Below are 23,811 nucleotides of genomic sequence, written 5' to 3'. Positions count from 1 at the left end.
CACCTATTGTCCCTTGCCCCGCCTCCTTTGGAGGCGAACAATAGGCGAATGAACGACCTCTCCCGCTACCCTTATCTGGCGCAGATCGAGTCGCCGGAGGACCTCCGGCGTTTTCCGGCGGACGAACTGCCGGCGATCGCCGATGAATTGCGCCGCTATCTCATCGAGGCCGTGGCCTCGTCGGGCGGCCACTTCGGCGCGGGCCTCGGCGTGGTCGAACTCACCGTCGCGCTGCACCACGTGTTCGAGACCCCGCACGACCGCCTGGTCTGGGACGTGGGCCACCAGTGCTACCCGCACAAGATCCTGACCGGTCGCCGTGACCGGATCACCACGATCAAGAAGAAGGACGGCCTCGCGCCGTTCCCCCGCCGCGAGGAGAGCGAATACGACACCTTCGGCGTCGGCCACTCGTCCACCTCGATCTCCGCCGCCCTCGGCATGGCGGTGGCGTTGCAGCGCCGCGGCGACCCCCGCAAGGTCGTGGCCGTGATCGGCGACGGGGCGATGACCGCGGGCATGGCCTTCGAGGCGCTGAACCACGGCGGCGACATCGAACCGAACATGCTGGTCATCCTCAACGACAACGGCATGTCGATCAGCGAGAACGTCGGCGCCATGACCAAGATGATGGCCCGCGCGATGTCCAGCCGCACGCTCAACGCGTGGCGCGAGCGGGCAAAGAAGGCGATGCCGCGCGAATCCTTCTTCGGCCGCTTCTTCAAGCGCTGGGAGGAACACGCCAAGGGCATGTTCGTTCCTTCCACCCTCTTCGAAGAGCTCGGCTTCCATTACACCGGTCCCATCGACGGCCATAACATGGCCCAGTTGGTGAACGCGCTGGAGATGGTGAAGGCCTTGCCCGGCCCGCAGCTGCTGCACGTGATGACCACCAAGGGCAAAGGCTACGAACCGGCCGAGAAGGCGCAGATCGAATACCACGCCGTGGGTCCGTTCGATCCCGTCGCCGGCCTCGTGAAAAAGGGTGCGCCCGCCAAGCCGACGTATACCGATGTCTTCAGCGACTGGCTCTGCGACATGGCCGCGGCTGACGAGCGCCTGCTCGGCATTACGCCGGCGATGCGCGAGGGGTCGGGGCTGGTCCGTTTCTCCAAGGAATACCCGCAGCGTTATTTCGACGTCGCGATCGCCGAACAGCATGCGGTCACGCTCGCCGCGGGCATGGCGGTCGAGGGCGCGAAGCCGGTGGTGGCGATCTATTCCACCTTCCTGCAGCGCGCCTACGACCAGGCCATCCACGACGTGGCGCTGCAGAACCTGGACGTCACCTTCGCGATCGATCGCGCCGGCGTCGTCGGTCCCGACGGCGCCACGCATTCGGGCAGCTTCGACCTGTCGTTCATGCGCTGCCTGCCGAACATGGTGATCATGGCGCCGGCCGACGAGAACGAATGCCGCACGATGCTGAGCACGGGCTTCCAGTACGGCGGCCCTGCCGCCGTGCGCTACCCGCGCGGCACCGGCCCCGGCACGCCGCTGGCGACCACGCTGGACACGTATCCCATCGGCAAGGCCGAGGTGCGCCGTCGCGGCCACCACGGACTGGCGATCCTCTCCTTCGGCACCATGCTCGCGCCCGCCGCGATCATCGCCGCCGAGGTGGACGCGACCCTGGTGAACATGCGCTTCGTGAAGCCGCTGGACGAGGAACTGATCCTCGAGCTGGCGCGCACGCACAAGGCTTTCGTCACCATCGAGGACAATGCCATCGCCGGCGGTGCCGGCGCGGGCGTGGCCGAATGCCTCGCCGCGCATGGCGTCACGCTGCCGATCCAGCACCTGGGCTTGCCAGACGTGTACCTGGAGCATGGCAGCCGCGAGGAAGTGCTCACGATGGCCGGGCTGGACCTGCCGCAGATCCGTCACGCCATCCGCGCGCGTTTCCCGCAGTTCTGCGCCTCGGCGGTCGCCAGCGCAGGCTGAACGCTCTCTTTGTAGGAGCCGCTATAGCGGCTCCTACAAAGGCGTGCCGGACCTTGCGCCCGTCACGCGGTCGCGTGCCTCGAGGTCCTGTACCGTGAACGCGTCAGCCAAGCCGGCCGTCGTTAGCACGTCGCGTACCGCGCGGCCCTGGTTCCAACCGTGCTCGAGTAGCAACCAGCCGCCCTCGACGAGGTACCGCTCCGCCCCATCCGCGATGCGACGGATGTCGTCGAGGCCATCGGCACCCGACGCCAGCGCGGACGCGGGTTCGTAGCGCAAGTCCCCCTGGGCAAGGTGGGGATCGCTCGCCTCGATGTAGGGCGGGTTGCTCACGATCAGGTCGAACCGGCGTGCATCGAGTGCCGCGTACCAGTCGCTTTCGAGCAGCGCGACACGGCCCAGCCCGAGCCGCTCGGCATTGCGTCGCGCCACGGCGAGCGCCGCCGCGCTCGCATCGACGGCCACCACCTCTGCGTCAGGACGCTCGCTGGCGATCGCGAGGGCGATGGCACCGCTGCCGGTGCCCAGGTCGAGGATGCGCCCTCGCTCAGGCAGGCGCGCGAGGGCCTGCTCGACCAGCAGTTCGGTCTCCGGTCGCGGGATCAGCGTCGCGGGCGTCACCTCGAGGGGCAGCGACCAGAAGTCACGACGGCCCAGGATGTAGGCAATCGGTTCGCCAGCCGCACGGCGCGCCAGCAGCGCCTCGAATCGCAAGACACCGGCCGTATCGGGGCGATCCTCCGCATGCGCGAAAAACCATGCCCTGTCGACGCCCAGCGCATGCGCCAGCAACAGCTCGGCCTCGAGCCGATCGCCCAGGACGTGGGCGGACTCGCGCAGGATCGTGCGGATATCGGTCATGCGCGGATTCTAGCCGCGACGCCACCTACAATGCGCCGATGCGCACGCCCCTCGTACTGATCGCGACCCTCCTGCTCGCCGGCTGCCATGCCACCTTCTTCGCAGGCGTCAACGCGATGCAGCCAGGCAAGGACGTCGTGGCACATCGCGACAAGCCCTTCGATTCGGCTCATGGCTTGTCGCTGGATGTCTACGCGCCGATCCATGCGGACCATGCCCCTGTGGTCGTGTACTTCTACGGCGGCAGCTGGATGACCGGCAAGCGCGCGTGGTATCGCTGGATGGGCGAGGCGCTGGCGGCGCAGGGCATCGTTGCGGTCATTCCCGATTACCGCTTGTGGCCCGCCGTGCGCATGGACGGTTTCCTGCACGACGGCGCCGAGGCCGTACGCTGGGCACGCGACCACGCGGCGATGTTCGGGGGCGACCCGTCGCGCCTTTTCGTCATGGGTCATTCGGCGGGCGGACACATCGCCGCGATGCTCGCCACCGACAAGCAATGGCTGGCTGCGGTCGGCATGAAGCCGCGCGACCTTACCGGTTTCATCGGGGTCGCCGGCGCCTACGATTTCCTGCCGCTGGACGAGCCCGAATACATCGCCATGTTCGGCGCGACGCCCGGAGAACAGGCCCGCTCGCAGCCGATCAACTTCGTCGATGGGGACGAGCCTCCGGCACTCCTGCTGCAAGGCGAGGAAGACACCGAGGTGTTCCCGTCCGAAGCCATATCGATGGAGGGCCGCTACAAGCAGATGGGCGAACCGGTGGAACTGAAGTTGTATCCGAAGCTGGGACACGAAGGACTGGTGTTCGCGCTGGGACCGCTACATCGCACGGCGCCGGTGATGGGCGACGTGCTGCATTTCATCCGCGCGGGCGCTTCTTCTCGCTAAAAAAAAGCCGGGCGATCGCTCGCCCGGCTCGGTGGTACTCGACGATGCCAACGTTTAGCGCAGGATCGCCTTCGGGTCCTGCTTGGCCTTCTGCGCGGAGCAGAGGAGGATTTCCTCGCTGGTCTGCGCCAGACCGCGCTCGGCGCCGCTCACCTGGCTCATGCGTGGCTTGAAGAACGCGCTCAGGCGATCGGCTTCTTCCTTGGAGCAGCCGCCACCACCGCCAAGGGCGGGGAGCCTGCCGCCGGCGAAACTGCCGGTGCGGCCCACGATCTTGTCGTAGTTGGTGGTGAACCACTTCCACATCTGCGCACGCGAGGCTTCCGAATCACGGCCCCCGCGCAGGACCATCGCCATCTCGCCCACCTTCACGTCCTTGCTCAGCGCGAAGTCGCGGGCCTTGTTCGCCAGCTCCGGGTCCTTGATCTCGGACAGGCCGTCGAGCATCGCGTTGCGCTTCGCCGGGTCCGAGGTCTTCGGGATCTCGGCGATGATCGCGTCGACGGCCGGTGCGCCGCGCTCCTGCACCGCCACGCCGAGCGCATCGCCCAGCAGGTCGGCGTCGGCCGCGTCGAGGTCCAGGTGGCCGTCCTTGGTCTTCAGCGCGGCATCGCCCTGCTTCAGCAGTTCAGCGCGCACTTCCGGCACACCGATGTCCTTGTCGGCGAGGAAGCCCGCCAGCACGGTGCGGGTCAGGGTGTCGTTGTCCGGCTCGCCCGCCTTCTTGCGATAACCCATTTCCTTGAGCTTCGGCAGGTAAGCGTCCGTCGCCCACGTGCGCAGACGCTCGCGCTGCGCGTCCGTCTGGGCCTCATGGGCGAGGATCCAGTTGAACGTGCCCATCGGCGCGGTGAAGACTTCGCGAGTCTTCGAAGCCGTCAGCGGCTTCAACGCCGCAAGCACGTCACCGGCATCCAGGTCGCCGTGCTGGAAGCCGGCGCGCACGGCGTCGGCGTAGGCCAGCTGTTCGGCATCGGTCAGCGAGCCGACCACTTTCGTGAGCGCGGCCAGGTCGGCCTTGCTCTGCGCGAAGCGGTAGTAACCGCGACCGTCGGCGTTCGGAAGCACCCAGCCATTCTTCGCCGCACCGTCGAGCACCATCGTGCCCGTGGCCTTGTCGAGAAGCTCGCACTTGACCTTGTTGCCACCGCCGTCGGTGCCGTAGCGCACGCACATCGGCACGCCCCACACGCGATTCGCGTCGCCCTTGCTGCCCAACGGCAGGTAGCGGCTTTGGGCGAGGTGCAGGACCGTCTTGCCACCTTCGGTCTTGACCTCGGTCGTGACGTAAGGCACGCCGGACTGGTCGAGGAAGCTGCGGAAGGCCTGCTTGAACGCATCGCCCTGACCCGCGGCTTCCGCGATCGAATCGATCAGGTCGTCGGCCGTGGCGTTGGCGAATTTGTGCTTCTGGATGTACGCGCGCATGCCCTTCTGGAACACGGGCTCGGTCACGTAGCCCTCGAACATGCCGAGGACGGCGGCGCCCTTCTGGTAGGTGATGCCGTCGAACGCCGTCTCGATGTCGCCATTACCGGTGATCGGCTGGCGGATCTTGCGCGCACTGACCAGGCTGTCGTTGTTCATCGCGCCCTGCGCGCCGCGGACGCGGTCGAGGTCGGCGCGGTATTCCGGATGAACCTTCGTGGTGACCTTCTGCTGCATCCATGTGGCGAAGGCTTCGTTCAGCCAGATGTCGTCCCACCACTTCATCGTGACCGTGTCACCGGTCCATTGGTGGGCCAGCTCATGCGCGTTGACGTTGAACGAGCCGCGCACGTATTGCGCCGCGGAATCCGGATCGATCAGCAGCAGCCAGTCGCGGAAGGTGACCAGACCGGCGTTCTCCATCGCACCCGCGCTGAAGTCCGGCGCGGCGAGCAAGTCGAGCTTGTCGTACGGATAGCCGAAGCCGTAGTAGTCCTCGAGCGTGTGGATGATCGCGTTGGTTTCGCCCAGCACGTGCTGCATGCGATGGCCTTCGCCCTTGGCGGCGATGCCGCGCAACGGGGTGGCGGTGGTGCGGTACTGGGTCGGCGTGATGTCCGGCCCCTTCACCACGTCCCACGGGCCCACCGCGAAAGCGACCAGATAGGTCGGCAGCGGCTTGGTGGTGGAGAAGGTGAGCGTCTTCCAGCCGGCGCCCGCCTTCTCTTCCTTGACCTGCGCGGTGTTGGCCACGCCCTGGTCGTCGGACGGAATCGTCAGGCTGATGTCGAACGGCACCTTGAACGACGGCTCGTCGAAGCCGGGGAAGGCATAGCGGGCGGAGACCGGCTCCATCTGCGTCATGGCGTACGGCACGCCTTCGTGCGACACCTTGTACAGGCCCTGCAGCTGCTTGTTCAGGGGCGCGGTGAATTCCATCGCGAGGGTGATCTCACCCTCGAGCTTCGCGCCCAGGTCGACCCGGGCGACGCCCTCTTTCTCGGCGGCGACGGTGTACTTGCCGGCGTGCTTCTTGCCCGCGGCGTCGGTCACGGTGACCTTGGCCACCTTGAGGTCCTTGCCGTGCAGCCAGATGAAATCGGACGGCTGCGTCAGCTTGATGCGGATCGTGGAGGAACCGGAATAGTTTTCCTGCTTCGGATCGACCTTGAACGACAGCTTGTAGGACTCAGGCTGGGCCCAGGTGGGGAGATGACCGAGCGGTGGCGCGGCGTCCGTGCCGGCGGCGAGTGCGGCGCCACAGCAGGCGGCGAGCGCGGTGAGAACGAGGGGACGGACGAAACGACGCATGACAGGTGGGACTCCCTGGGGGTTGATCCCACCATCGTGCGAACAGGGATGACCTTCGACACAGTGCCAGAAGGCACCCCTGGTTTCGCTGCGGTGCGTCAGGAGTTACTCAATACTCGACGATCGGCTTGAATCCGCCGAAGAACATCCGCTTGCCGTCGAAGGGCAATGCCTTGGGGTCGGAGAAGGCGGCAAGTCTCGGATCCTCCATGACTTTCTTCATGATGCGATCGCGCTCGCGGCGGTTCTTGTAGACGATCCAGGAGAAGACCACCACTTCGTTCGGCTTCAGCTTCACGGACTGCGGAAACGAGGTGACTTTTCCTGGCTTGACGTCGTCTGCCACGCACTCGGAATAGGCGAGCGCGCCGTATTCCATCCAGATCTTGCCGGCCAGCCGAGCCATCTTCTTGTAGTCGCCCAGCCGGTCCGTGGGAACCGGGGCGACGAAACCGTCGACGTAACTCATGGTGGAGCCTCCGCGCGTGGGTGTGCGCGGAGCGTCGCGCAAGAAGAAGAAAGGCCGCGTTAAACGCGGCCTTTCTTCAGTGCTTCTGTGGTAACAGATCAGCCGGCGGCGTCGGCCTGCTCGAGCACCACGGCCACGGCGTGCAGCACGGAGGCGATGCGCACGGCGCTCTGGATGGCCTGCACGCTGATGCCGCCTTCGCGCAGGACGCGGTCGTGCGAGTCGATGCACATGCCGCAACCGTTCACCGCGGACACCGCCAGGGAAACGAGCTCGAAGTCGTTCTTCGCGTCGCCCTTATAGGCACCGATGACGTTCATGCGCAGCTTCGCCGGAATCGTTTCGTATTCCGGATGGCTGACGAGGTGCTGGAAGCGGTAATAGATGTTGTTCATGCCCATGATCGCGGCGGAACCCTTGGCCGCGGTCACCTGCTCGGGGGAGGCGTGCTCGGCGGCGAAGGCGGCGATGGCTTCGGTCAGCGGCTTGTATCGCGACGCGTAAGCGGAGCCGAGGGCGACCATGGCGATCTGGGCCATGTTGAGACCGGGGGCGCCCGCCTCGCTCAGCACGGAGTCGAGGTTAAGCTTGAGATCTTTCGCATATTCGGGAAGCTTGCTGCGCAGGTCGGCGACGCTCATGGATGCACCTTTGTCTTCTGGAGTGAGGAGAGAGGCACGGAATGTCTCGGCGCCGGCGGCACCGGTTCACGTGGGAAACGCAAGAGGCGTGTGAGGAAGGACGAAGAGGGGGCGGTGAGATGAACTCACCGCCGGGTTGCCCACGCCGCGCGAGGGAGGGAGGGGAACGCGGCGTGGGACTTTGAACGACTTAGGCGACCTTGAGGGTCTCGTCGCCGGACTTCCAGTTGCAGGCGCACAGCTCGTCCGTCTGCAGGGCGTCGAGGACGCGCAGCACTTCGTCCGGGTTGCGGCCGACGGAACCGGCGGTCACGTAGGCGAACTGGATCACGCCATTCGGATCGACGAGGAAGGTCGCGCGCTGGGCGACGCCTTCATCGGTCAGGATGCCGAGGGCCGAGGTCAGGTCCTTCTTGATGTCCGCCAGCATCGGGAACTGGAGGTCCTTCAGGTCAGCGTGGTCCATGCGCCAGGCGCGGTGGACGAACTCGGAATCGGTCGAGGCGGCCAGGATCTGGCAATCGCGGTCGGCGAACTTCTCGTTGAGGTCGCTGAAGCCCTTGATCTCGGTCGGGCAGACGAAGGTGAAGTCCTTCGGGTAGAAGAAGACGAGCTTCCACTTACCCTCGTAGGACTTGTCCGTCACGTCGACGAAGGCGTCCTCGATCTTGTTGGCCAGCGGGCCGCCGGCCACGGCCTTCAGGTTGAACTGGGGGAACTTGTCGCCAATGCTCAGCATTTAGACTCTCCGTTGAGGGGGTTGGGTGAATTCTTCCAACCAAGCTTACCGGCCTGGTTCATATATTCCAAATCGATTGTAGGCATGATTGTGATAGGCTGAACCTATCGCAAGCCCGTCGAGGCAGCCACCATGAACCTGCGTGACCTGTCCTACCTCGTCGCCCTGGCGGAGTACCGCCATTTCGGGCGGGCGGCCGAAGCCAGCTTCGTGAGCCAGCCCACCCTGTCCACCCAGATCCGCAAGCTCGAGGACGAATTGGGCGTGGCGCTGGTGGAACGTACGCCGAGGAAGGTCCTTCTGACGGAAACGGGACGTGAAATCGCCCGCCGCGCTCGTGGCGTGCTTTCACAGATCGAGGAGATCAAGTCGATCGCCCAGCGCACCCGCGATCCCGAATCCGGCACGATCCGCCTGGGTATCTTCCCCACCCTCGGCCCTTACCTGCTCCCGCACGTGATCCCGCGCCTGCGCGAACGGTTCCCCCGCCTGGAACTGCTGCTGCGCGAGGAGAAGACCGAGCAGGTGCTGCACATGCTGCGCGAGGGCACCCTCGACGCCGGCATCCTCGCCCTCCCCGTCCACGACGAGTCGCTGCATACCGAGTTCCTGTTCGAGGAGCCCTTCGTGCTTGCCGTGCCAGGCGGGCACCCGCTCGCCTCGCGGCAAAAGCTGCGCATGGAAGACCTGTCTGACCAGGACCTGCTGCTCCTCGAAGACGGACATTGCCTGCGCGACCAAGCCCTCGAGGTGTGCCACATGGCCGGCGCCGGGGAGAAATCGGGCTTCCGCGCCACCAGCCTGGAGACGCTCCGGCAGATGGTGTCCGCCAACGTCGGCATCACGCTGCTGCCCGCGCTGGCGGTGAAGCCGCCGATCGCGCAATCGCCCAACGTGCACCTCGTGGAATTCGAGGCGCCGGCGCCCAGCCGGCGGATCGCGATGCTGTGGCGGAAGAGTTCGGCGATGACGCCATTCTTCGAGTCGCTCGCCGCGCTCATCCGCGACGTGCCGGCCGGTCTGCTCAGCACGCGCGGTTGCGCCACGGGTCAACCGGACGCCACCCCGGCCGTTGCCCTCCCATCCCCCTGAACGGTCGCCTCCTCCATGCGCGTCTGGCTCGTCGTCCTGCTCCTCCTCTGCGGCTGGGGCGGATACTCCTGGTGGAAGCATCGTCCCCAGCACAACGGCCCAGGCATCCTGGCCCCCGACGTACCGCGACAGGAATCCCTGGGCGATGGCACCTCGCTCAGCCGCGGCCACTTCACGCTCAGCCCGCGCGCCGCGTTCGCGATGACGGCGCGCGTGCTTTCGCGCGAGGACTACCAGCTGGACGACCTCGCGCCGATCGCGCCAACGGACCTCGCGATGGGTTGGGGCCGCATGTCGGACAGTTCGGTGCTCGACCGTATCCGCATTTCGCAGTCGAATCGCTTCTACTACTGGTATACCGACCACTTTCCGATCCCCCGGGCCGAGATCGAGGACTCCAGCGCGAACATGCACATGATCCCCGCGAACGACACCGTCGCCCGCGAACTGCGCAGTGTCCGCCAAGGTGAGGTCGTCCACGTCGAGGGCTTCCTCGTCGACGTGAAGCGCGACGATGGCTGGCACTGGAACACGTCGCTGACACGCGACGACACGGGGGCCGGCGGCTGCGAGATCGTGCTGGTCGAGCGCCTGAGCGAAGAAGCGCCCACGCGCGACTGATTCAGGGACCCTGCGTCAGTACCCGATCAGGACGTGCAGGGGCACGTCCCCCGGCCAGCGCGCGCGGCCGTTGAGGCCGGCCAGTTCGATCGCGACACTGGCGCCCACCACCTCCGCTCCAAGGCGTTCGACGAGCCGTCGCGCCGCCTCCAGCGTGCCGCCCGTGGCAAGCACGTCGTCCACGACGACCACCCGCTCGCCCGGGGCCAGCGCGTGCGTCCCGATTTCCAGGCGGTCGAGGCCGTACTCCAGTCCGTAATCGACGCCCACCACCGGCGGCGGCAGCTTGCCCGCCTTGCGCAGGGGCACGAAGCCGGCGCCCAGGGCCCGGGCCATGGCGGCGCCAAAAATGAAGCCGCGCGACTCGATACCGCAGACGGCGCCAATGCCCTGATCGCGCCACGGTTCGCACATAGCGTCGATGCAGTTGGCGAAGGCGGCGGCATCGGCAAGCAGCGGCGTGATGTCCTTGAACACGATGCCGGGGCGCGGAAAGTCAGGGACGTCGCGGACGAGGTCGAGAATGGCCTGCATGGGGATCCTGGAAGGTGGCGCGGGCGATCAGGCCGGAAGGGTAACCGCGCCGAAGTCGTCGTCGGAAGCGGCCGCGGCGCGGGCTTCGGCGAGCTGGGCGTCGATCCGGCGCACGATGCCTTCCGCGGCTTCGGCGGCCGCTTCGGGAACCATCACCGCCAGGAAATCGCGCGCCGGCAATTGGCCGACCGCGCCGGTAAGGAATTCGCCTGCGATGAACGCCGGGATTTCCGCCCGCTCGAGCGCGTCCTTCACCAGATGGGCGTCGATGAGGGATTCAGCGTGGTAGGCGATGCGCATGGCTGCACGCTACCCCGCGGGCGGGCCGTTGGGCAAGCGTCGCGCCTTGCTAAAAGTGGTCGCCGCGCGGCCATGGCGTTCGAGGGCTCGGCTTCGCCGTCGCGTTTCGCTGGACGCGTGAAACGTCTGGCCGGAGGCGTCGGGCTGTGCCCCTCAGCGCTCAAACACCGTTCGCGGAGCGAACGAACTCGCTCTGAGGGGCACAGCCCGACGCCTCACCGGATACTGAGGTGGCGGTTGGTAAAGCAGATGCGGCAGCGGGCGAGCTTGTCCGTTCTCGACGTCACAGCCTTGTCTGATGTCGCTGAGTTCCGTGCTTTTCGGATTCTCGCAGTCTGTAGTTCGCCGCCTCGAAAATCCGTCGGCTTTTTCAGAATCCTCCTAGAGCCAATCATCCGTTGCGTTGTTACGGTGCGTTCCCGTCTCAGGAAGCGTGCAACGCATGAACAACGTCTTCGCCGAATTTCACGACTTTCGGGAAGTTGTCAGATCCCATGGACGATCTTTACGGAAGCCTCGGCGAAGCTACGTTGAAGGTCGCGCTGATCGGCCTTGTAATGCCGCATCCTGGCACCGGACGATTTACCTTCAAAGTCACAGATGCCGGCTTTTATATCCGTGACACGTATGACTTCAACGGCGACCAATATCTCGGCGCCTGGGGGCAAGATCGCGTTCTGAGCTTGGCGCAAACAGCTCTAAACTTCCCGCGCCGGGACCAAGCATATCGCGGCAGCCCTGTACCGGTAACGCATGTGACCAACAGTCACTTCGACTCTTACCGACGGGCGACTGGCTGCGGCGGCGACTTCGTCATCTATTCCAACGTCATCTGGGAATCCGCGCCGATGGTACTTGAGATTGAGGTATGACAAGAGAGCGGTTTTCGCGGCGATTTTGGTCGTCGGCGGAGCCGGAATCCATTTCGCTTCTCTGTGGTGGGAGCGGGCCTTCGCAACCTTCGCCTGGTCAAGGACCAGCCCGGACGGCTGTATCCGCGTGGACACGTACGAGCCTTTTTGGGTGCTCCCCTCCTATCTTCATCGAGTGCCCGATCCGGACTCGATGATTCGCCATCCCATAGGCAAGCTTTGGGGATACCCCATCTTCGATCGCGCCTACGAGGCGAGCACAGGAGCCTTCCTCGGCGAAACCATCGTCTACGACAGCACAGCCTCCCATGACATCATGTTCTGGAACGAGGCGAAGGCACCGGGCCGGCGCATCGTGCTGTCCCATGGATTCCCGCTGGTCGATACCGACCGCTGCGCTCACGAATCCACGCTGTCGAACCTCCGTGCAATCCAGGAGGCCGAGGGGAAGGGGTACGAGGTCCGACGGAAACAACGGGAGGCCGCCGTTCGGTGACCGGCAACACCTCCTCCGAAAGCCCCTCAGTCCCCGGAAGAGCCCTCGGCCGCCGCCCTCGTCGCGTTTAGCGGAGGTGAGGGTGCACGGCGGACAAGGCCCGCAGGGGGCCGGCCAGGACGGCCGGCCTTTTCCGCTCGGCAGGATGCCGAGTCGGAAAACCCCGCCGTGCGCCCGTGCGCGCCGGGGCGCCAGCCATCAGGACACTGGCCGCGCAGCGGCCCTCCTTGCCCAAGCGACGCCGTAGCGGTAGCGGCGAGGGCGGCGGCCGAGGGCTCTCGCGGCAGCGCCGGCCCCCCGCCTGTCGATGCCAGATCGCAGCAAGAAGGGTAAACTCGGACGTTTGCCGCGCCCCACTTGCGAGCCCTCTTCGATGTCGACCGAAACGCCTGTCCTGCAGCAGCACTTCATTCGCCAGATCGTCCGCGACGACCTGGCGTCCGGCAAGCATGCGGCCATCCGCACTCGCTTCCCGCCCGAGCCGAATGGCTACCTGCACCTCGGCCATGCGAAGTCGATTTGCCTCAACTATGGCCTCGCCGCCGAGTTCGGGGGCGCCTGCAACCTGCGCTTCGACGACACCAATCCGTCGAAGGAAGACCTCGAGTTCGTCGAGGCGATCCAGCGCGACGTGAAGTGGCTGGGCTTCGACTGGGCGGAGCTGCGTCATGCGTCCGATTACTTCGAGGTGTTCTACCGCTCGGCGCTGAAGCTGATCCGTCTCGGCGTCGCCTACGTGGACGACCTCAGCGCGGAGGAAGTACGCGAGTACCGTGGCACCCTCACCGAACCGGGGCGCAACTCGCCCTACCGCGACCGCACGGTGGAGGAGAACCTCGACCTGTTCCAGCGCATGCGCGCCGGCGAATTCGCCGACGGCAGCAAGACCCTGCGCGCGAAGCTCGACATGGCCTCGGGCAACATCAACTTGCGCGACCCGGCGCTCTACCGGGTCCGCAAGGTGCACCACCAGAACACCGGCGACGCGTGGCCGATCTATCCGATGTACGACTTCGCGCATTCGTTGTCCGACGCGCTGGAAGGCATCACGCATTCCCTGTGCACGCTGGAGTTCGAAGACCACCGCCCGCTGTACGACTGGTGCGTGGACAAGGTGGACCTCGCCCACGATCCGGAACTGTGGGAGCCGCTCGTAAAGGCCGGGCTCCCGACGGCGCCAAGCAAGCCCCGCCAGATCGAGTTCTCGCGCGGCAACCTCAATTACACCGTGATGAGCAAGCGCAAGCTGATCACCCTGGTGGCGGAGAACCTCGTCGACGGCTGGGACGATCCGCGCATGCCCACGCTGGCCGGCGTGCGCCGCCGCGGCTTCACGCCCGCGGGCATCCGCCTGTTCTGGGAGCGCATCGGCGTCAGCAAGCAGAACAGCACGATCGACATGAGCGTGCTCGAAGGCGCGGTGCGCGAAGACCTCGATGGCACGGCACCGCGTCGCCTCGCCGTGATCGATCCGCTGAAGCTCGTCATCACCAACCTCGACGAAGGGCACGCGGAATCGCTGACCTTCCCGAACCACCCGAAGGACGAGTCCTTCGGCACGCGCAGCGTTCCGTTTTCGCGCGAGCTGTGGATCGAACGCGAGGACTTCGCGGAAGTGCCGCCCAAGGGTTTCCATCGCCTCAAGCCGGAAGGCGAAGTCCGCCTTCGCGGCGTCGGCATCGTGCGTTGCGACGAGGTGGTGAAGGATGCGGACGGCCAGGTGGTCGAACTGCGTTGCTCACTCGACCCCGAGACGCGCACCGGCATGCCGGGCGCCGACCGCAAGGTGAAGGGCACGATCCATTGGGTGAGCGCACGCGATGCCGTGCCGGCCGTGATCCGTCTCTACGATCGCCTGTTCGACGTCACCGATCCCGACGACGACAGCGACGGCAAGACCTACAAGGATCACATCAACCCGCACTCGCGCCGGATCGCGCACGGTTTCGTCGAACCGGCCGCCGCCGCCGCGGTGCACGAGGACCGCATGCAGTTCGAGCGCCTCGGTTATTTCGTCGCGGACATCCACGACCACACGCGTGCCGCACCCGTCTTCAATCGCGTGGTGACGCTGCGCGACTCCTGGGCGAAGCAGGCCTGATGCTGTACGCGCAGGTCCACCTCACCCTCCCCGCCTGGGTGCACGAGGCGGTGAACACGTCGGTGGATTACGCCGGCGACGAGGCCAAGGTCGCGCTCGCCATCGCGTTGTCGGGGATGAACGTCGACCTCGGCACGGGCGGTCCGTTCGGTGCGGTCGTGTTCGACGGCAACAATCGCATCGTGGCCGTGGGCGTCAATCGCGTTGTCCCGCACAACTGCTCGGTGGCACACGCCGAGATGATGGCGTACATGACCGCCCAGCAGCGCCTGCAGCGTTTCCGCCTCAATGAGGACGGCAACCGTTTCGCCCTCGCGACGAGTTCCCAGCCATGCTGCCAGTGTTTCGGAGCGACGGTGTGGGCCGGCATCGACGAGCTGCTGATTGGCGCCCGTGCCGAGGACGTGGAGGAGCTCACGCCGTTCGACGAGGGTCCGCTCCCCGCGGACTGGATCGGCGAGCTGGAGCGCCGCGGCATCGCGGTCCGCCGCGACATCCATCGCGACGAGGCTCGCGCCGTCCTTCGCCGCTACGGCGAATCGGGCGCGGCGTATTGAACCGCGGACGCGCCAGGTGACCAGCCGCTGGCGTGCGCTGCTGCCGCTGGGCATCTTGCTCATGGCAGGAGCGGCCCTCTTCGCCAGCGGCGCGTTCGACCGCTTCGAGCCGCACCGGCTGCTCGCCGACGAAGGGCAACTGCGCACCGGCATCGCGGCGCATCCCGTCGCTTCGCGCGTCGCTTACGCCAGCCTGCTGACGCTAGGCATCGCCACCGGCGTGCCCGGCACCATCGTGATCGTGCTCGCGGGTGGCCTCCTTTTCGGCGTGGTCGAGGGCACGGCCCTGTCCTCGGTGTCGCTGGTGCTCGGCTCGGTGGCCCTCTACCTCGCCAGCCGCTACGCCTTCCGTGCGGGCCGGCGCGAAGCGCCTCCGCTGGCGCAGCGTTTGCGCCAAGGGTTCGCCGCGCACCCCGTTACTTACACCCTCGCCCTCCGTTTCGTCCCCATCGTGCCCCTGGGGGCGATGACCGTCGCCCTGGCGTGGCTGCGCTGCCCGCCATGGCTTTTCGTCGGTGCCACGTGGCTCGGAGGAACCGTCTCCCTGTTCGTGGAGAGTTCGGTCGGTGCCGGACTCGGCGAGACCTTCGCCAGCGGTCGTCCCGTGAGTGCCGCCGGGCTGCTCGACCATCGGATCCTGCTGCCACTGGCGGCTTTCGCCGTGCTGACCATCTTGCCCCTGGCCGTGCGGACCCTGACGGGCCGCCTGCGCCGGCGCGACTGACGGCACCGGCACCCCCGTTCTGCGCTAGGCTAACCCCTCGCGCCGTCCTGGAGGGACAGCGCAAGGGGAAGCAAAATGCGTGACGTATCGACACCATGGCTGGAAAAGGTCTGGCGACGCACCTCGCTCGTGCAGCGCCTGACCTGTGTCGCCCTGGTGCCGACCGCGATCAGCGCCGTCCTGCTCGTCACCCTGCTGACGCGTCATCAGATGGATACCCTGCACGAGATGGGGCGGTCCACTGCGGACGCCATCGCCCAGCAGGCCGCCAGCGTGTCCGGCGACGCCCTGCGCACCGGCGAGCGGCGCGAGCTGGGTCGGATCGCGCAGTCCATCGTCCAGTTACCGCAGGTCTCGCGCGTTCGCATCAGCGATCGCGACGGCGAGATCGTCGCCGACCGGGTGAACGGTTCCATCATCGTCGATGACGACGACGACGGACTCACCGTGGCGCGCGAAATCCTCGACCCGCTGACGCACCGCGTGGTGGGCTCCGTCACCGTCGACGTGAGTGTGGAAGACGCGGTGGCCGCGCAGCGCGCCAGTGTGCACAACGCGCTGGTCTGGCTGGCCCTCAGCCTGCTGCTCGCCGTGATGATCGGCTGGTCCACCGCGCGCTGGCTCAGCGCGCCGTTGCGCAATCTGGCGATCGCCGTGCGCCAGCTTGGCCTGGGCGATCGCACGGTGGTGGTTCCGGTGACCGACGACACGGAGATCGGCGACCTGCAGCGCGGTTTCAACGGCGCGGCATCGAAGCTGCTGCATGCCCAGATCGGCATGGAGCGCGAGATCGCCACAGCGACCGATGAACTCGCTCGCAAGAACGCCGCGCTGGAGGCCGCCAGCGTCGCCAAGGCGCGCTTCCTCGCCGCCGCGTCGCACGACCTGCGCCAGCCTCTTTACGCGCTCACGCTGTTCTCTTCCGGCCTCGCGGTCGACGAATACGATCCGGTGCGGCTGAACCGTATCGCGCACATCCAGGAATGCGTCGAATCGCTGGACCACCTCTTCGGCGAACTGCTCGACCTGTCCCGTCTCGAAACCGGCGCCATGCCGGCGGTGATCCGGGACGTGCCGCTCGATGCCGTGTTCGAGGAGGTGAGCGTGAACTTCCGCATGGTGGCCGAGCAGCACGACCTCCGACTCGTGGTGCGCACCACGCGCCTGTGGGTGCGCTCGGACCGCATCATGCTCGCCCGCATTCTGAACAACCTGGTGAGCAACGCGCTGCGCTATACGCGCACCGGGGGCGTGCTGGTGGGAGCGCGACGCCAACTGGACGGCTCGGTCCGCGTCGATGTCTGGGACACCGGCCTCGGCATCGCCCAGGAACACCTGCAGCACATCTTCGACGAGTTCTATCGCGTCGAAGGCGGCCCCGATACCGGCCGGCCGGAGGGTACACGGCGCGGGCTCGGACTCGGCCTGTCGACGGTGCAGAAGCTTGCGGGCCTGCTTGGCACGCGCGCCTCGGTCCGGTCGCGCCCAGGCAAGGGCACCTTGTTCTCCATCGTGCTGCCCGAGGTCCAGCCAGGCATGATGGAAGCCATCCCTGTGCCGACCCCCGATCCTGGCATCCCCCGCGACATCGTCGGCATGCGCGTCCTTGTCATCGACGACGAGCCGACGATCCTCGCAGGCATCAGCTACCTGCTGGGCAGCTGGGGCTGCGAGGTAATGACTGCGGAGGATGCCCAGCAGGCCATGGAGGCGGTCCACCAGTGGATGCAGCCGCCGGACATCGTCATCTCGGACCTCCGCCTGCGCGAAGGCACCGGCATGGACGTGATCGCCCTGCTCGACCGCTATTACCGCCGTCGCCCCGGCGATCCGCCGCCATTCGCGCGCGTGCTGATCACGGGCGAGACGCGTGGCGAATTCCTGAAGCACATCGACCAGACGGCCACGCAGGTGCTCTTCAAACCGGTGTCGCCGGAGCGCCTGCACGAGGTAATGGTTTCCGCATGGACTGTCCATCGTGCAGCCGTCTGAGCCGGATGGCCTGCTTGCCGACCGGCGCCCGTAGGGCTATGGTCCGCTCAACGGGGTGGCTCGCAAGCCTGGCGGGCGGAGGAAAGGCATGCGTGTTCTGATCGCGGACGATCACCGACTTATCATCGAGGGCGTGAAGCTGAAGCTTCGCGAGTTGGGCGACGACGTTCAGTTCGTGGAAGCCGAGACGGTGAAAGAGCTTCACCAGCGGCTGGAAGAATCCCCGCAGCCTGACGTAGCCCTTATCGACATGGCGATGCCCGGCGCGGAAGGTGTCGAGCACATCAAGGCCGCCGTGGCGGCCATGCGCGATCCCGACGACGATACCGGCTCGCGTGGCCGGCCGGTGATCGTGCTTTCCGGCACGGAAGACCCCTCGGCGATCCGTCACGTCCTCGGCCTGGGCGTGCAAGGTTATATCCCGAAATCCTCGCCACCCGACGTGATCCTGAACGCGGTTCGCCTCGTCGTGGGCGGAGGCATCTATGTGCCGCCGGAAGCGATGAAGTCCGCCGCCGCGACGGTGACGCCGACGTTTTCGTTCTCGCACGCGAACGACGGACTGACCACCAAGGAACGCCTGGCCACGGTCCTGACCGATCGCCAGATCGACGTCCTGAAACTCCTGGCGAAGGGACGTCCGAACAAGCTCATCGCGCGCGAACTGCAGATCAGCGAGGGCACGGTGAAGATCCACCTGGCCGCGATCTTCCGCGCGCTGCATGTACGCAACAGGCTCGAGGCCCTGGTCGCCGCCCAGCACCTCGGCGATTGACGGGTCATCCATTCGACATCCGCCTGGCGTAAGCTGGGGGAATGGGGTGTGGGCCGCGCGGGGGGCGCGGACAGACAACGCGGGGCAGGCGCGATGCTGGCAGGCATGAACGACGCGGCGAAACGGCGGGTGCGCGGCTGGCTGGCCGCGTGGCTGGTCTGCGCGCTTGCCACCCTGCCCGCCGGCGCCGCGTCGCCGGGCGAGGTCGATCCCCAGGCCCCACTGACCTTCGGGATCCTGCCCATCGGCGGACCGGCGGAATCGCTGGAAGCATGGCGACCGATGCTCGACGACCTGCACAAGACCCTGGACCGACCCATTCGCGCGGTCTCGGTGACGACGTATGAAGGCATCGCCCAGGCGATCAGCGAGCAGCGCGTCGACATCGCCTTCCTGTCGGGCCGTCTCGCGCTGGACGCCGTCACGCGGGAGAACATGCAGGTCATCGGCCAGCTGACGCGCGGGGACGGGTCGCGCGGCTATTACGCGGTGCTGGTGGTGGCGTCGGATTCCCGCCTGCGCACGCTCGACCAGCTCTTCGCCCATCCCGGCAAGTGGCGCTTCGCGCGAGGGGAGGCGCTTTCCGTCTCCGGCTACCTGGTGCCGGAAACCCAGCTGTTCGCCGCGCGCGGCGTCGATTCCGACACCTTCTTCGCCAACGTGCACGTCGACAACCACCAGAACAACGCACTGGCCGTGGCCAACGGCGAGGCGGACGTGGCGACCAACAACACGGCCGACATGGAGCGCTTCAAGCAGCACTTCCCCGAGCAGTTCGCGCGCCTGCGCATCCTGTGGAAGTCGTCGCTGATCCCGCACGCGGTGATCGTCATACGCAACGACCTGCCGTCTTCCCTGCGCGCGCAGGTGGCTGCTTTCATCACGGGCTACGGCAAGGGCAAGGATGGTGCGCGCGAAGCGGCCAACCTCAAGCTGATCCACGATATCAGCGGCTTCGCGCCGGCCGGAAATGCCGACCTCGTCCCCTTCGCCGATATCGAATACGCGCTGGAGCAACGCCGCGCGACCAGCGCGCAATGGGTGAGCGACGGTGCGCGCGAAGCCAGGTTCCGCAAGATCCGCCACGACCATGACGGCCTCGTCGCCCACCTTCGCGGAAAGTAGTAGACCGAACGGCATAGGCCGCCGGATTAGCTCCCCTTGTCTATCGCGCGGCGCATCCGCGTTTCATAGATTTGTCATGGACAATCCGCGTCCCAAGGCCACCATGACCGTCTCGTCGCGATCGCCAGGAAGGCCCGCATCCCTGCGCAGGCAGCTGGTCCTCAAGGGATTGCTGCCAACGACGGTGGTTGCCCTGGCGCTGGCCGCCACGCTCGGCGTGCTGCACCTGCGGGCCACGAACGCCGAAACGAATGCCGTGGCGCGCATCCAGGCCGCGACCATCGCCGCGACGATGGCGGGGTCCTCGAGCGACGACGCCCTCCGCGATGCCCTCGTTCGCGCCCTTGCGCGAAGTTCGCCGACGCAGCAAGCCATCCTCCATCGCCAGGGCGCGGGTGACCTCGTCGTGGACAGCGGGCGCCGGATCGAGCGTGGAGAAACCTTGCGCACGTGGACGAGCACCGACGACGGCATGCTCGAGACGGTATCGGATGCGTCCGCGCTGCACGACCGCCACGTCGCGGGCCTGATCATGACCCTGCTGCTCTGCGCCGGCGTGTCGTGGTTGTTCGCCATCGCCCGGCGCAACCTCGAGCGTGACGTCATGGCTCCCGTCGAGCGCGTGCGTGCCCGCATCGACAAGATCCTGCATCCGCGCGGCGCCTATATCCCAGGCGAAGACGACGAGTTGCACGCCATCGACGCGTTGCTCGACGAACTCGTGGAACTGCGTGCACGCCACGATGCCGCGATGGCGGAAGCCCTGCGCCAGCGATTGCAGGACATCGCCCGGCATACCCGCTTCGTCGAACAGGTCGGCGATCATTTCCGTCAGCCGATGCAAGCGCTTGCGCTGTTCGTCGCGGGCATGCAACCGGGCGAAGACCTGCGGCAACGCGCCGTGCTCGGTCAGATGCGCACCAGCCTCACGCGGCTCAACGAACTGCTCGACGGCTTGCTCGAGATGGCCCGTTTCGATGCGGGCGCGGTGGAACCCGCGGCCGTGGACGTCATCGCTTCCGAACTCTTCGTGCGCGGTCGCACGGCGATCGAGGCGGACGCCGCGCGACTCGGCGTGGATGTGCGCTGGCGCGGTGGGCGAACGCCGCTGCACGTCGACCCGGTGCTGTTCGGGGAGCTGCTGGTCCGGCTCGTGTCGAGCGCCGTGCTCAGCACGCCGCATGGACGCGTACTGGTCGCCATCCGCCGCCGCGGCGGCGCTATCCGCCTCGAGGTTCGCGACAACGGCATGGGCATGGAGCCGGGCATGCAGGCCCGGGTCTTCGAGGAATTCACCCGCCTCCCCGGGCATCCGGGGTACGGGCTTGCGCTGGCCGTGGCGCGCCGTATCGCGGATACGCTCGGCGGTCGGATCGGCGTCCGCTCGAGTCCTGGGCGAGGGAGCCTGTTCTGGGCGGAGCTCGATGGCGCGGCGGCGGGGCCGACGGTACGCCCGGCCCCGGCGCTGCACTGGCATTCCGCGTGGTAGGGACCTGCCGCCCCCTGTCGCGGGTCCAGCGACCGGCGTATCGTTGTCGGGAGCACAGGAACTCCCTTCGAGGAACACGGGCGTGGCGAGCATCAATTGGTCGGACACGGCGCCCATCGTGGCGTTCGCCGGCGTGTTCGCCGGCGCGATCGGCCTGCCCGTGCCGGCAATGCCAACCCTCATCGTGGTTGGGAGCACCCTCGTCGCGGCACGCGACCCGGTTCTGATCATCGGCACCTTCCTCGCCGCGCTTGCGGGCGCGTTCCTCGGCGATGCCGCGTGGTTCCTCACCGGCCGCCGGTTCGGCTACCGCGTGCTCGACGGTCTCTGCCGCGTCTCGCTTTCGCCGGACACTTGCGTGCGTCGCGCCAGCGGGTTCTTCGAGAAGCGTGGCGTGAAGCTGCTGCTCGTCTCCCGGTTCATTCCGGGCCTGTCGCTCGTGGCCATCCCGATCGCGGGGGCCGGCGATACCCGCTTCTCGCGATTCACCCTATACGACCTGCTTGGCGCGGCCCTGTGGATCGTCGTCGGCCTCTCCGCCGGCATGTTGTTCTACCGCCAGATCGACGCCGTGCTGGCACTGCTGCGCCAGTTCGGCATCGGCATGGCGGCGGTGGCGGCGATCGGGCTGCTGGCCTGGATCGCGTTCCGCTACCTGCGACGCACGCTGCTGCTCATGCGCCTGCGCAAGAGCCGCATCTCGGTGGACGAGTTGTCGATGCTGCTGGCCAACGAGCCGGGCGCGCTCATCGTGGACGTTCGTTCGGCGATCAGCCGCCGTGACGATCCCTACGTCATCCCCGGCTCGCGGCTGTTCGACCTCGCGACCGTCGACCGGGAACTCGCGACCCTGCCCCGACACAGCGCCCTGGTGATCTACTGCTCGTGCCCAAACGAGGTCTCCGCCGCCAAGGTCGCCGAACGCCTCAGCAAACTCGGCTTCGCCAACGTCCGTCCCCTCACCGGCGGCCTGGGTGCCTGGCGTGACGCGGGCGGTGACGTCGAAGCCATCGTCGTGACGACCTGAACCGGAATACCCATCGGGTTGTGCCGCACGGCCCCGCCTCGTAAACTTGCCGGTTCTCGCGTGTGGGTCGTTAGCTCAGTTGGTAGAGCAGCGGACTTTTAATCCGTAGGTCGCCGGTTCGAATCCGGCACGACCCACCAGTGAAATCAATGACTTAAGCGTTATGCGCAGTCGATTACTGGACCCAACCGTAAAACTGACCGTAAAAATTGAACCTAAAGGTTGCCGAATCGGCGCCGATAAATAGTTCTATAACGGTCAAGCAGAGGTGCCATACTGAACGTGCGAACTTCACTTGATTGTGAGGGTCTATGCCATCAGATATGTACCGGAATGAAGTCGTGAGGCGCATTCTTATTCTGTGAACGATGTCAAGACCCCGTTGACCGTCACCCGTAAAATTAGTTTAGAATGTTGAGTTCTAAGGGTACAGGCGGCGCCCGCGGTGCGAAATGTCGCTCTACAGGGGATAGGTAGGAAGGTATGACGGAGAATGCTATGAACGCTAAAGCTCGACTGCAGGCCCTCGAGGCCGCGCTTCGTGAGCGCGGCGTTGTGGATGTTAAATTCTTCTTCACGAACACCAATGTCGCGCTGTCCACGATCGCTACGGACGCTGCGGATGCGCTCCAAGCTGTTGTCGAGGGCCGGACGCGTCCGTTCGCTGGCCTGAACGATCACCACGCCGCTGCTTAATTCGGTAGGCGATATACGTATTACTAAGGATGCCGGGTAAAACCGGCATCCTTTTTCATATCAGGGGATAGGGATGCTTGTATCAGTTCAGGACGTACGCCGTTGCCTCGAACAAGTGGTGGAGGTGAGGGACCACTATCGTCAGAACGTGCTCAATGGGGATGCGGTTCGGAAATCGATAGACCAACTTCGTTGGATCATCGAGACGTACCTTCAGAAGGTCGTTAAGGTCGAAGACGTCGAGTGGAAGGCTAAGACGATTGCGGCGATGGCGCTTGCCATCAGGGATGGAAGTTACGAGATCTACATCCTTCAGGGTTTGAGCGATGACGCTCGTCGCTTCGCTTACTGCAAAGAGCTGTTTCACGTCGTCATTGACGAGGTCGAAGCTCGAACGATGAGCATTTATGCGCATCTAGAAGAGGTTCTGGCCACCTTCCCGGTGGATGATTCGCAGCCAAGGAAATCTACCGTTTCCGAGCGGCTTGCCGAGGCCGCTGCTATGGAATTCCTATTCCCATACACAGATCGCCTGCACTTCATCGGTACAGCTAAAGATGGCGTCTTGGACTTCGAAGGCTGTGGCGCGAAGCGTGGTGTACCGCCTCACCTGATCGAACTTTACTGCAGCGATTCCTATATGGACTTCTTTGGTAAGTTCTAAACAAAGAACACGGCATAAAGGCCCAGTAGTCAGTGGGCCTTATCAGTTCGTCACCTAAGACATCCTGTTTTGGTCGCGAACGGTGAGAACGGGTGGCGAGAAAATCGCCACATGGCCACCATGAACCGTCGCAAGTGGATCCGCGATCGTGCGGAGCAATCGATCGAGCCCGTCGCGTTCCAGCGCGCCTCGCTGGCCCTGCGCGGCCGCTGCCGCCGTCACGGTGTCGAGTACCCGCTCAACGTCCTCCGTCGCGGCATCGTCACCGCGAACGGGTGCCCTCACTGCCGGATGGCGCCACGATGATGGGCGGTTACTCCCGCCGCAACGCGCAACGCCGGCGCCAGCAAGCGAGTGAGCGCGAGAACGTCCGCAGGCGGTGTGAGAAGCACGGCTGGTACAACCCTATGCAGAGGACGCTCGGCGGGCGATGGGTATTGGGCCCGTGCCAGGGCTGCGC

23 protein-coding genes, 1 tRNA gene and 1 pseudogene are annotated in these 23,811 nt (G+C 66.0%); 18 read left to right on the top strand and 7 right to left on the bottom strand.

Going from position 1 to position 23,811, the window contains the following annotated elements:
• Positions 1 to 48 precede the first annotated feature (48 nt).
• Positions 49 to 1,944 (top strand): 1-deoxy-D-xylulose-5-phosphate synthase, encoded by a 1,896-nt coding sequence (gene dxs, locus ACQKIE_RS10200; protein WP_427458616.1) that lies wholly within the window; start codon positions 49 to 51, stop codon positions 1,942 to 1,944.
• 33 nt (positions 1,945 to 1,977) lie between these two features.
• Here the strand turns inward: dxs and prmC are convergent, their stop codons facing one another.
• Entirely contained in the window at positions 1,978 to 2,805 is an 828-nt protein-coding gene (prmC, locus tag ACQKIE_RS10195) for a peptide chain release factor N(5)-glutamine methyltransferase (protein ID WP_427458614.1), read from the bottom strand.
• Positions 2,806 to 2,843: 38 nt separating this feature from the next.
• Here prmC and ACQKIE_RS10190 point away from each other — a divergent pair, with 38 nt between their 5' ends.
• Positions 2,844 to 3,698 (top strand): alpha/beta hydrolase, encoded by an 855-nt coding sequence (locus ACQKIE_RS10190; RefSeq protein WP_427458612.1) that lies wholly within the window; start codon positions 2,844 to 2,846, stop codon positions 3,696 to 3,698.
• 54 nt (positions 3,699 to 3,752) lie between these two features.
• On the opposite strand, the gene ACQKIE_RS10185 is transcribed toward ACQKIE_RS10190, so the two are convergent.
• The 4 genes from ACQKIE_RS10185 to ACQKIE_RS10170 form a co-directional block, all read right to left on the bottom strand.
• The gene (locus ACQKIE_RS10185) at positions 3,753 to 6,437 is read right to left on the bottom strand and encodes a M1 family metallopeptidase (protein WP_427458610.1); all 2,685 of its coding nucleotides are present in this window, start codon (positions 6,435 to 6,437) and stop codon (positions 3,753 to 3,755) included.
• 109 nt (positions 6,438 to 6,546) lie between these two features.
• Positions 6,547 to 6,906: a DUF1428 domain-containing protein gene (locus ACQKIE_RS10180; protein WP_427458608.1), complete on the bottom strand. Its 360-nt coding sequence runs from the start codon at positions 6,904 to 6,906 to the stop codon at positions 6,547 to 6,549.
• 98 nt (positions 6,907 to 7,004) lie between these two features.
• Entirely contained in the window at positions 7,005 to 7,547 is a 543-nt protein-coding gene (locus tag ACQKIE_RS10175) for a carboxymuconolactone decarboxylase family protein (RefSeq protein ID WP_427458606.1), read from the bottom strand.
• A 190-nt stretch (positions 7,548 to 7,737) separates the two neighbouring features.
• Complete coding sequence (locus ACQKIE_RS10170; protein ID WP_427458604.1) at positions 7,738 to 8,286, bottom strand: peroxiredoxin; 549 nt, start codon at positions 8,284 to 8,286, stop codon at positions 7,738 to 7,740.
• A gap of 132 nt (positions 8,287 to 8,418) precedes the next feature.
• Between ACQKIE_RS10170 and oxyR the strand changes: the two genes are divergently transcribed.
• Positions 8,419 to 9,378, top strand: coding sequence for a DNA-binding transcriptional regulator OxyR (oxyR, locus tag ACQKIE_RS10165; protein ID WP_427458601.1), 960 nt, complete (start codon positions 8,419 to 8,421; stop codon positions 9,376 to 9,378).
• Between the two features lie 15 nt (positions 9,379 to 9,393).
• Positions 9,394 to 9,999, top strand: a complete 606-nt coding sequence (locus tag ACQKIE_RS10160) for a hypothetical protein (RefSeq protein WP_427458599.1) — start codon at positions 9,394 to 9,396, stop codon at positions 9,997 to 9,999.
• A 15-nt stretch (positions 10,000 to 10,014) separates the two neighbouring features.
• On the opposite strand, the gene ACQKIE_RS10155 is transcribed toward ACQKIE_RS10160, so the two are convergent.
• Both ACQKIE_RS10155 and ACQKIE_RS10150 read right to left on the bottom strand, forming a co-directional pair.
• Entirely contained in the window at positions 10,015 to 10,533 is a 519-nt protein-coding gene (locus ACQKIE_RS10155) for an adenine phosphoribosyltransferase (protein WP_427458597.1), read from the bottom strand.
• A 27-nt stretch (positions 10,534 to 10,560) separates the two neighbouring features.
• Positions 10,561 to 10,833 (bottom strand): putative signal transducing protein, encoded by a 273-nt coding sequence (locus ACQKIE_RS10150; protein WP_427458595.1) that lies wholly within the window; start codon positions 10,831 to 10,833, stop codon positions 10,561 to 10,563.
• A 473-nt stretch (positions 10,834 to 11,306) separates the two neighbouring features.
• On the opposite strand from ACQKIE_RS10150, the pseudogene ACQKIE_RS10145 reads away from it, so the two are divergent.
• The 14 genes and pseudogenes from ACQKIE_RS10145 to ACQKIE_RS10080 form a co-directional block, all read left to right on the top strand.
• Positions 11,307 to 11,705, top strand: a pseudogene (locus tag ACQKIE_RS10145) (DUF6402 family protein); the annotation flags it as partial.
• Entirely contained in the window at positions 11,695 to 12,201 is a 507-nt protein-coding gene (locus ACQKIE_RS10140) for a hypothetical protein (RefSeq protein ID WP_427458593.1), read from the top strand. The pseudogene ACQKIE_RS10145 and the gene ACQKIE_RS10140, both read left to right, overlap by 11 nt.
• A 373-nt stretch (positions 12,202 to 12,574) precedes the next feature.
• The gene (locus tag ACQKIE_RS10135; protein WP_427458591.1) at positions 12,575 to 14,302 is read left to right on the top strand and encodes a glutamine--tRNA ligase/YqeY domain fusion protein; all 1,728 of its coding nucleotides are present in this window, start codon (positions 12,575 to 12,577) and stop codon (positions 14,300 to 14,302) included.
• Positions 14,302 to 14,859, top strand: coding sequence for a nucleoside deaminase (locus ACQKIE_RS10130; protein WP_427458589.1), 558 nt, complete (start codon positions 14,302 to 14,304; stop codon positions 14,857 to 14,859). The genes ACQKIE_RS10135 and ACQKIE_RS10130 overlap by 1 nt, the downstream gene beginning before the upstream one ends.
• A 16-nt stretch (positions 14,860 to 14,875) precedes the next feature.
• The gene (locus ACQKIE_RS10125) at positions 14,876 to 15,583 is read left to right on the top strand and encodes a TVP38/TMEM64 family protein (RefSeq protein ID WP_427458587.1); all 708 of its coding nucleotides are present in this window, start codon (positions 14,876 to 14,878) and stop codon (positions 15,581 to 15,583) included.
• Positions 15,584 to 15,658: 75 nt separating this feature from the next.
• Positions 15,659 to 17,575 (top strand): ATP-binding protein, encoded by a 1,917-nt coding sequence (locus tag ACQKIE_RS10120; protein WP_427458585.1) that lies wholly within the window; start codon positions 15,659 to 15,661, stop codon positions 17,573 to 17,575.
• A gap of 88 nt (positions 17,576 to 17,663) precedes the next feature.
• Positions 17,664 to 18,350, top strand: a complete 687-nt coding sequence (locus tag ACQKIE_RS10115; protein ID WP_427458583.1) for a LuxR C-terminal-related transcriptional regulator — start codon at positions 17,664 to 17,666, stop codon at positions 18,348 to 18,350.
• A gap of 93 nt (positions 18,351 to 18,443) precedes the next feature.
• A complete protein-coding gene (gene phnD / locus ACQKIE_RS10110; RefSeq protein WP_427458581.1) occupies positions 18,444 to 19,475 on the top strand; it encodes a phosphate/phosphite/phosphonate ABC transporter substrate-binding protein in 1,032 nt (343 codons plus the stop codon).
• Positions 19,476 to 19,947: 472 nt separating this feature from the next.
• The gene (locus ACQKIE_RS10105) at positions 19,948 to 20,964 is read left to right on the top strand and encodes a sensor histidine kinase (RefSeq protein ID WP_427459341.1); all 1,017 of its coding nucleotides are present in this window, start codon (positions 19,948 to 19,950) and stop codon (positions 20,962 to 20,964) included.
• 82 nt (positions 20,965 to 21,046) lie between these two features.
• A complete protein-coding gene (locus ACQKIE_RS10100) occupies positions 21,047 to 21,991 on the top strand; it encodes a DedA family protein/thiosulfate sulfurtransferase GlpE (protein ID WP_427458578.1) in 945 nt (314 codons plus the stop codon).
• 64 nt (positions 21,992 to 22,055) lie between these two features.
• A tRNA-Lys gene (locus ACQKIE_RS10095) sits at positions 22,056 to 22,131 on the top strand.
• A 358-nt stretch (positions 22,132 to 22,489) separates the two neighbouring features.
• Entirely contained in the window at positions 22,490 to 22,687 is a 198-nt protein-coding gene (locus ACQKIE_RS10090; protein ID WP_427458576.1) for a hypothetical protein, read from the top strand.
• Positions 22,688 to 22,760: 73 nt separating this feature from the next.
• Positions 22,761 to 23,351, top strand: coding sequence for a hypothetical protein (locus ACQKIE_RS10085; RefSeq protein WP_427458574.1), 591 nt, complete (start codon positions 22,761 to 22,763; stop codon positions 23,349 to 23,351).
• Between the two features lie 111 nt (positions 23,352 to 23,462).
• Positions 23,463 to 23,657, top strand: coding sequence for a hypothetical protein (locus ACQKIE_RS10080; protein ID WP_427458572.1), 195 nt, complete (start codon positions 23,463 to 23,465; stop codon positions 23,655 to 23,657).
• Positions 23,658 to 23,811: the final 154 nt, after the last annotated feature.

The organism is Luteibacter sp. NPDC031894 (assembly GCF_050273135.1).
Taxonomy (GTDB): domain Bacteria; phylum Pseudomonadota; class Gammaproteobacteria; order Xanthomonadales; family Rhodanobacteraceae; genus Luteibacter.
Note: the sequence above shows the minus strand (reverse complement) of the source record. Positions and strands in the feature narration are given on the sequence as shown.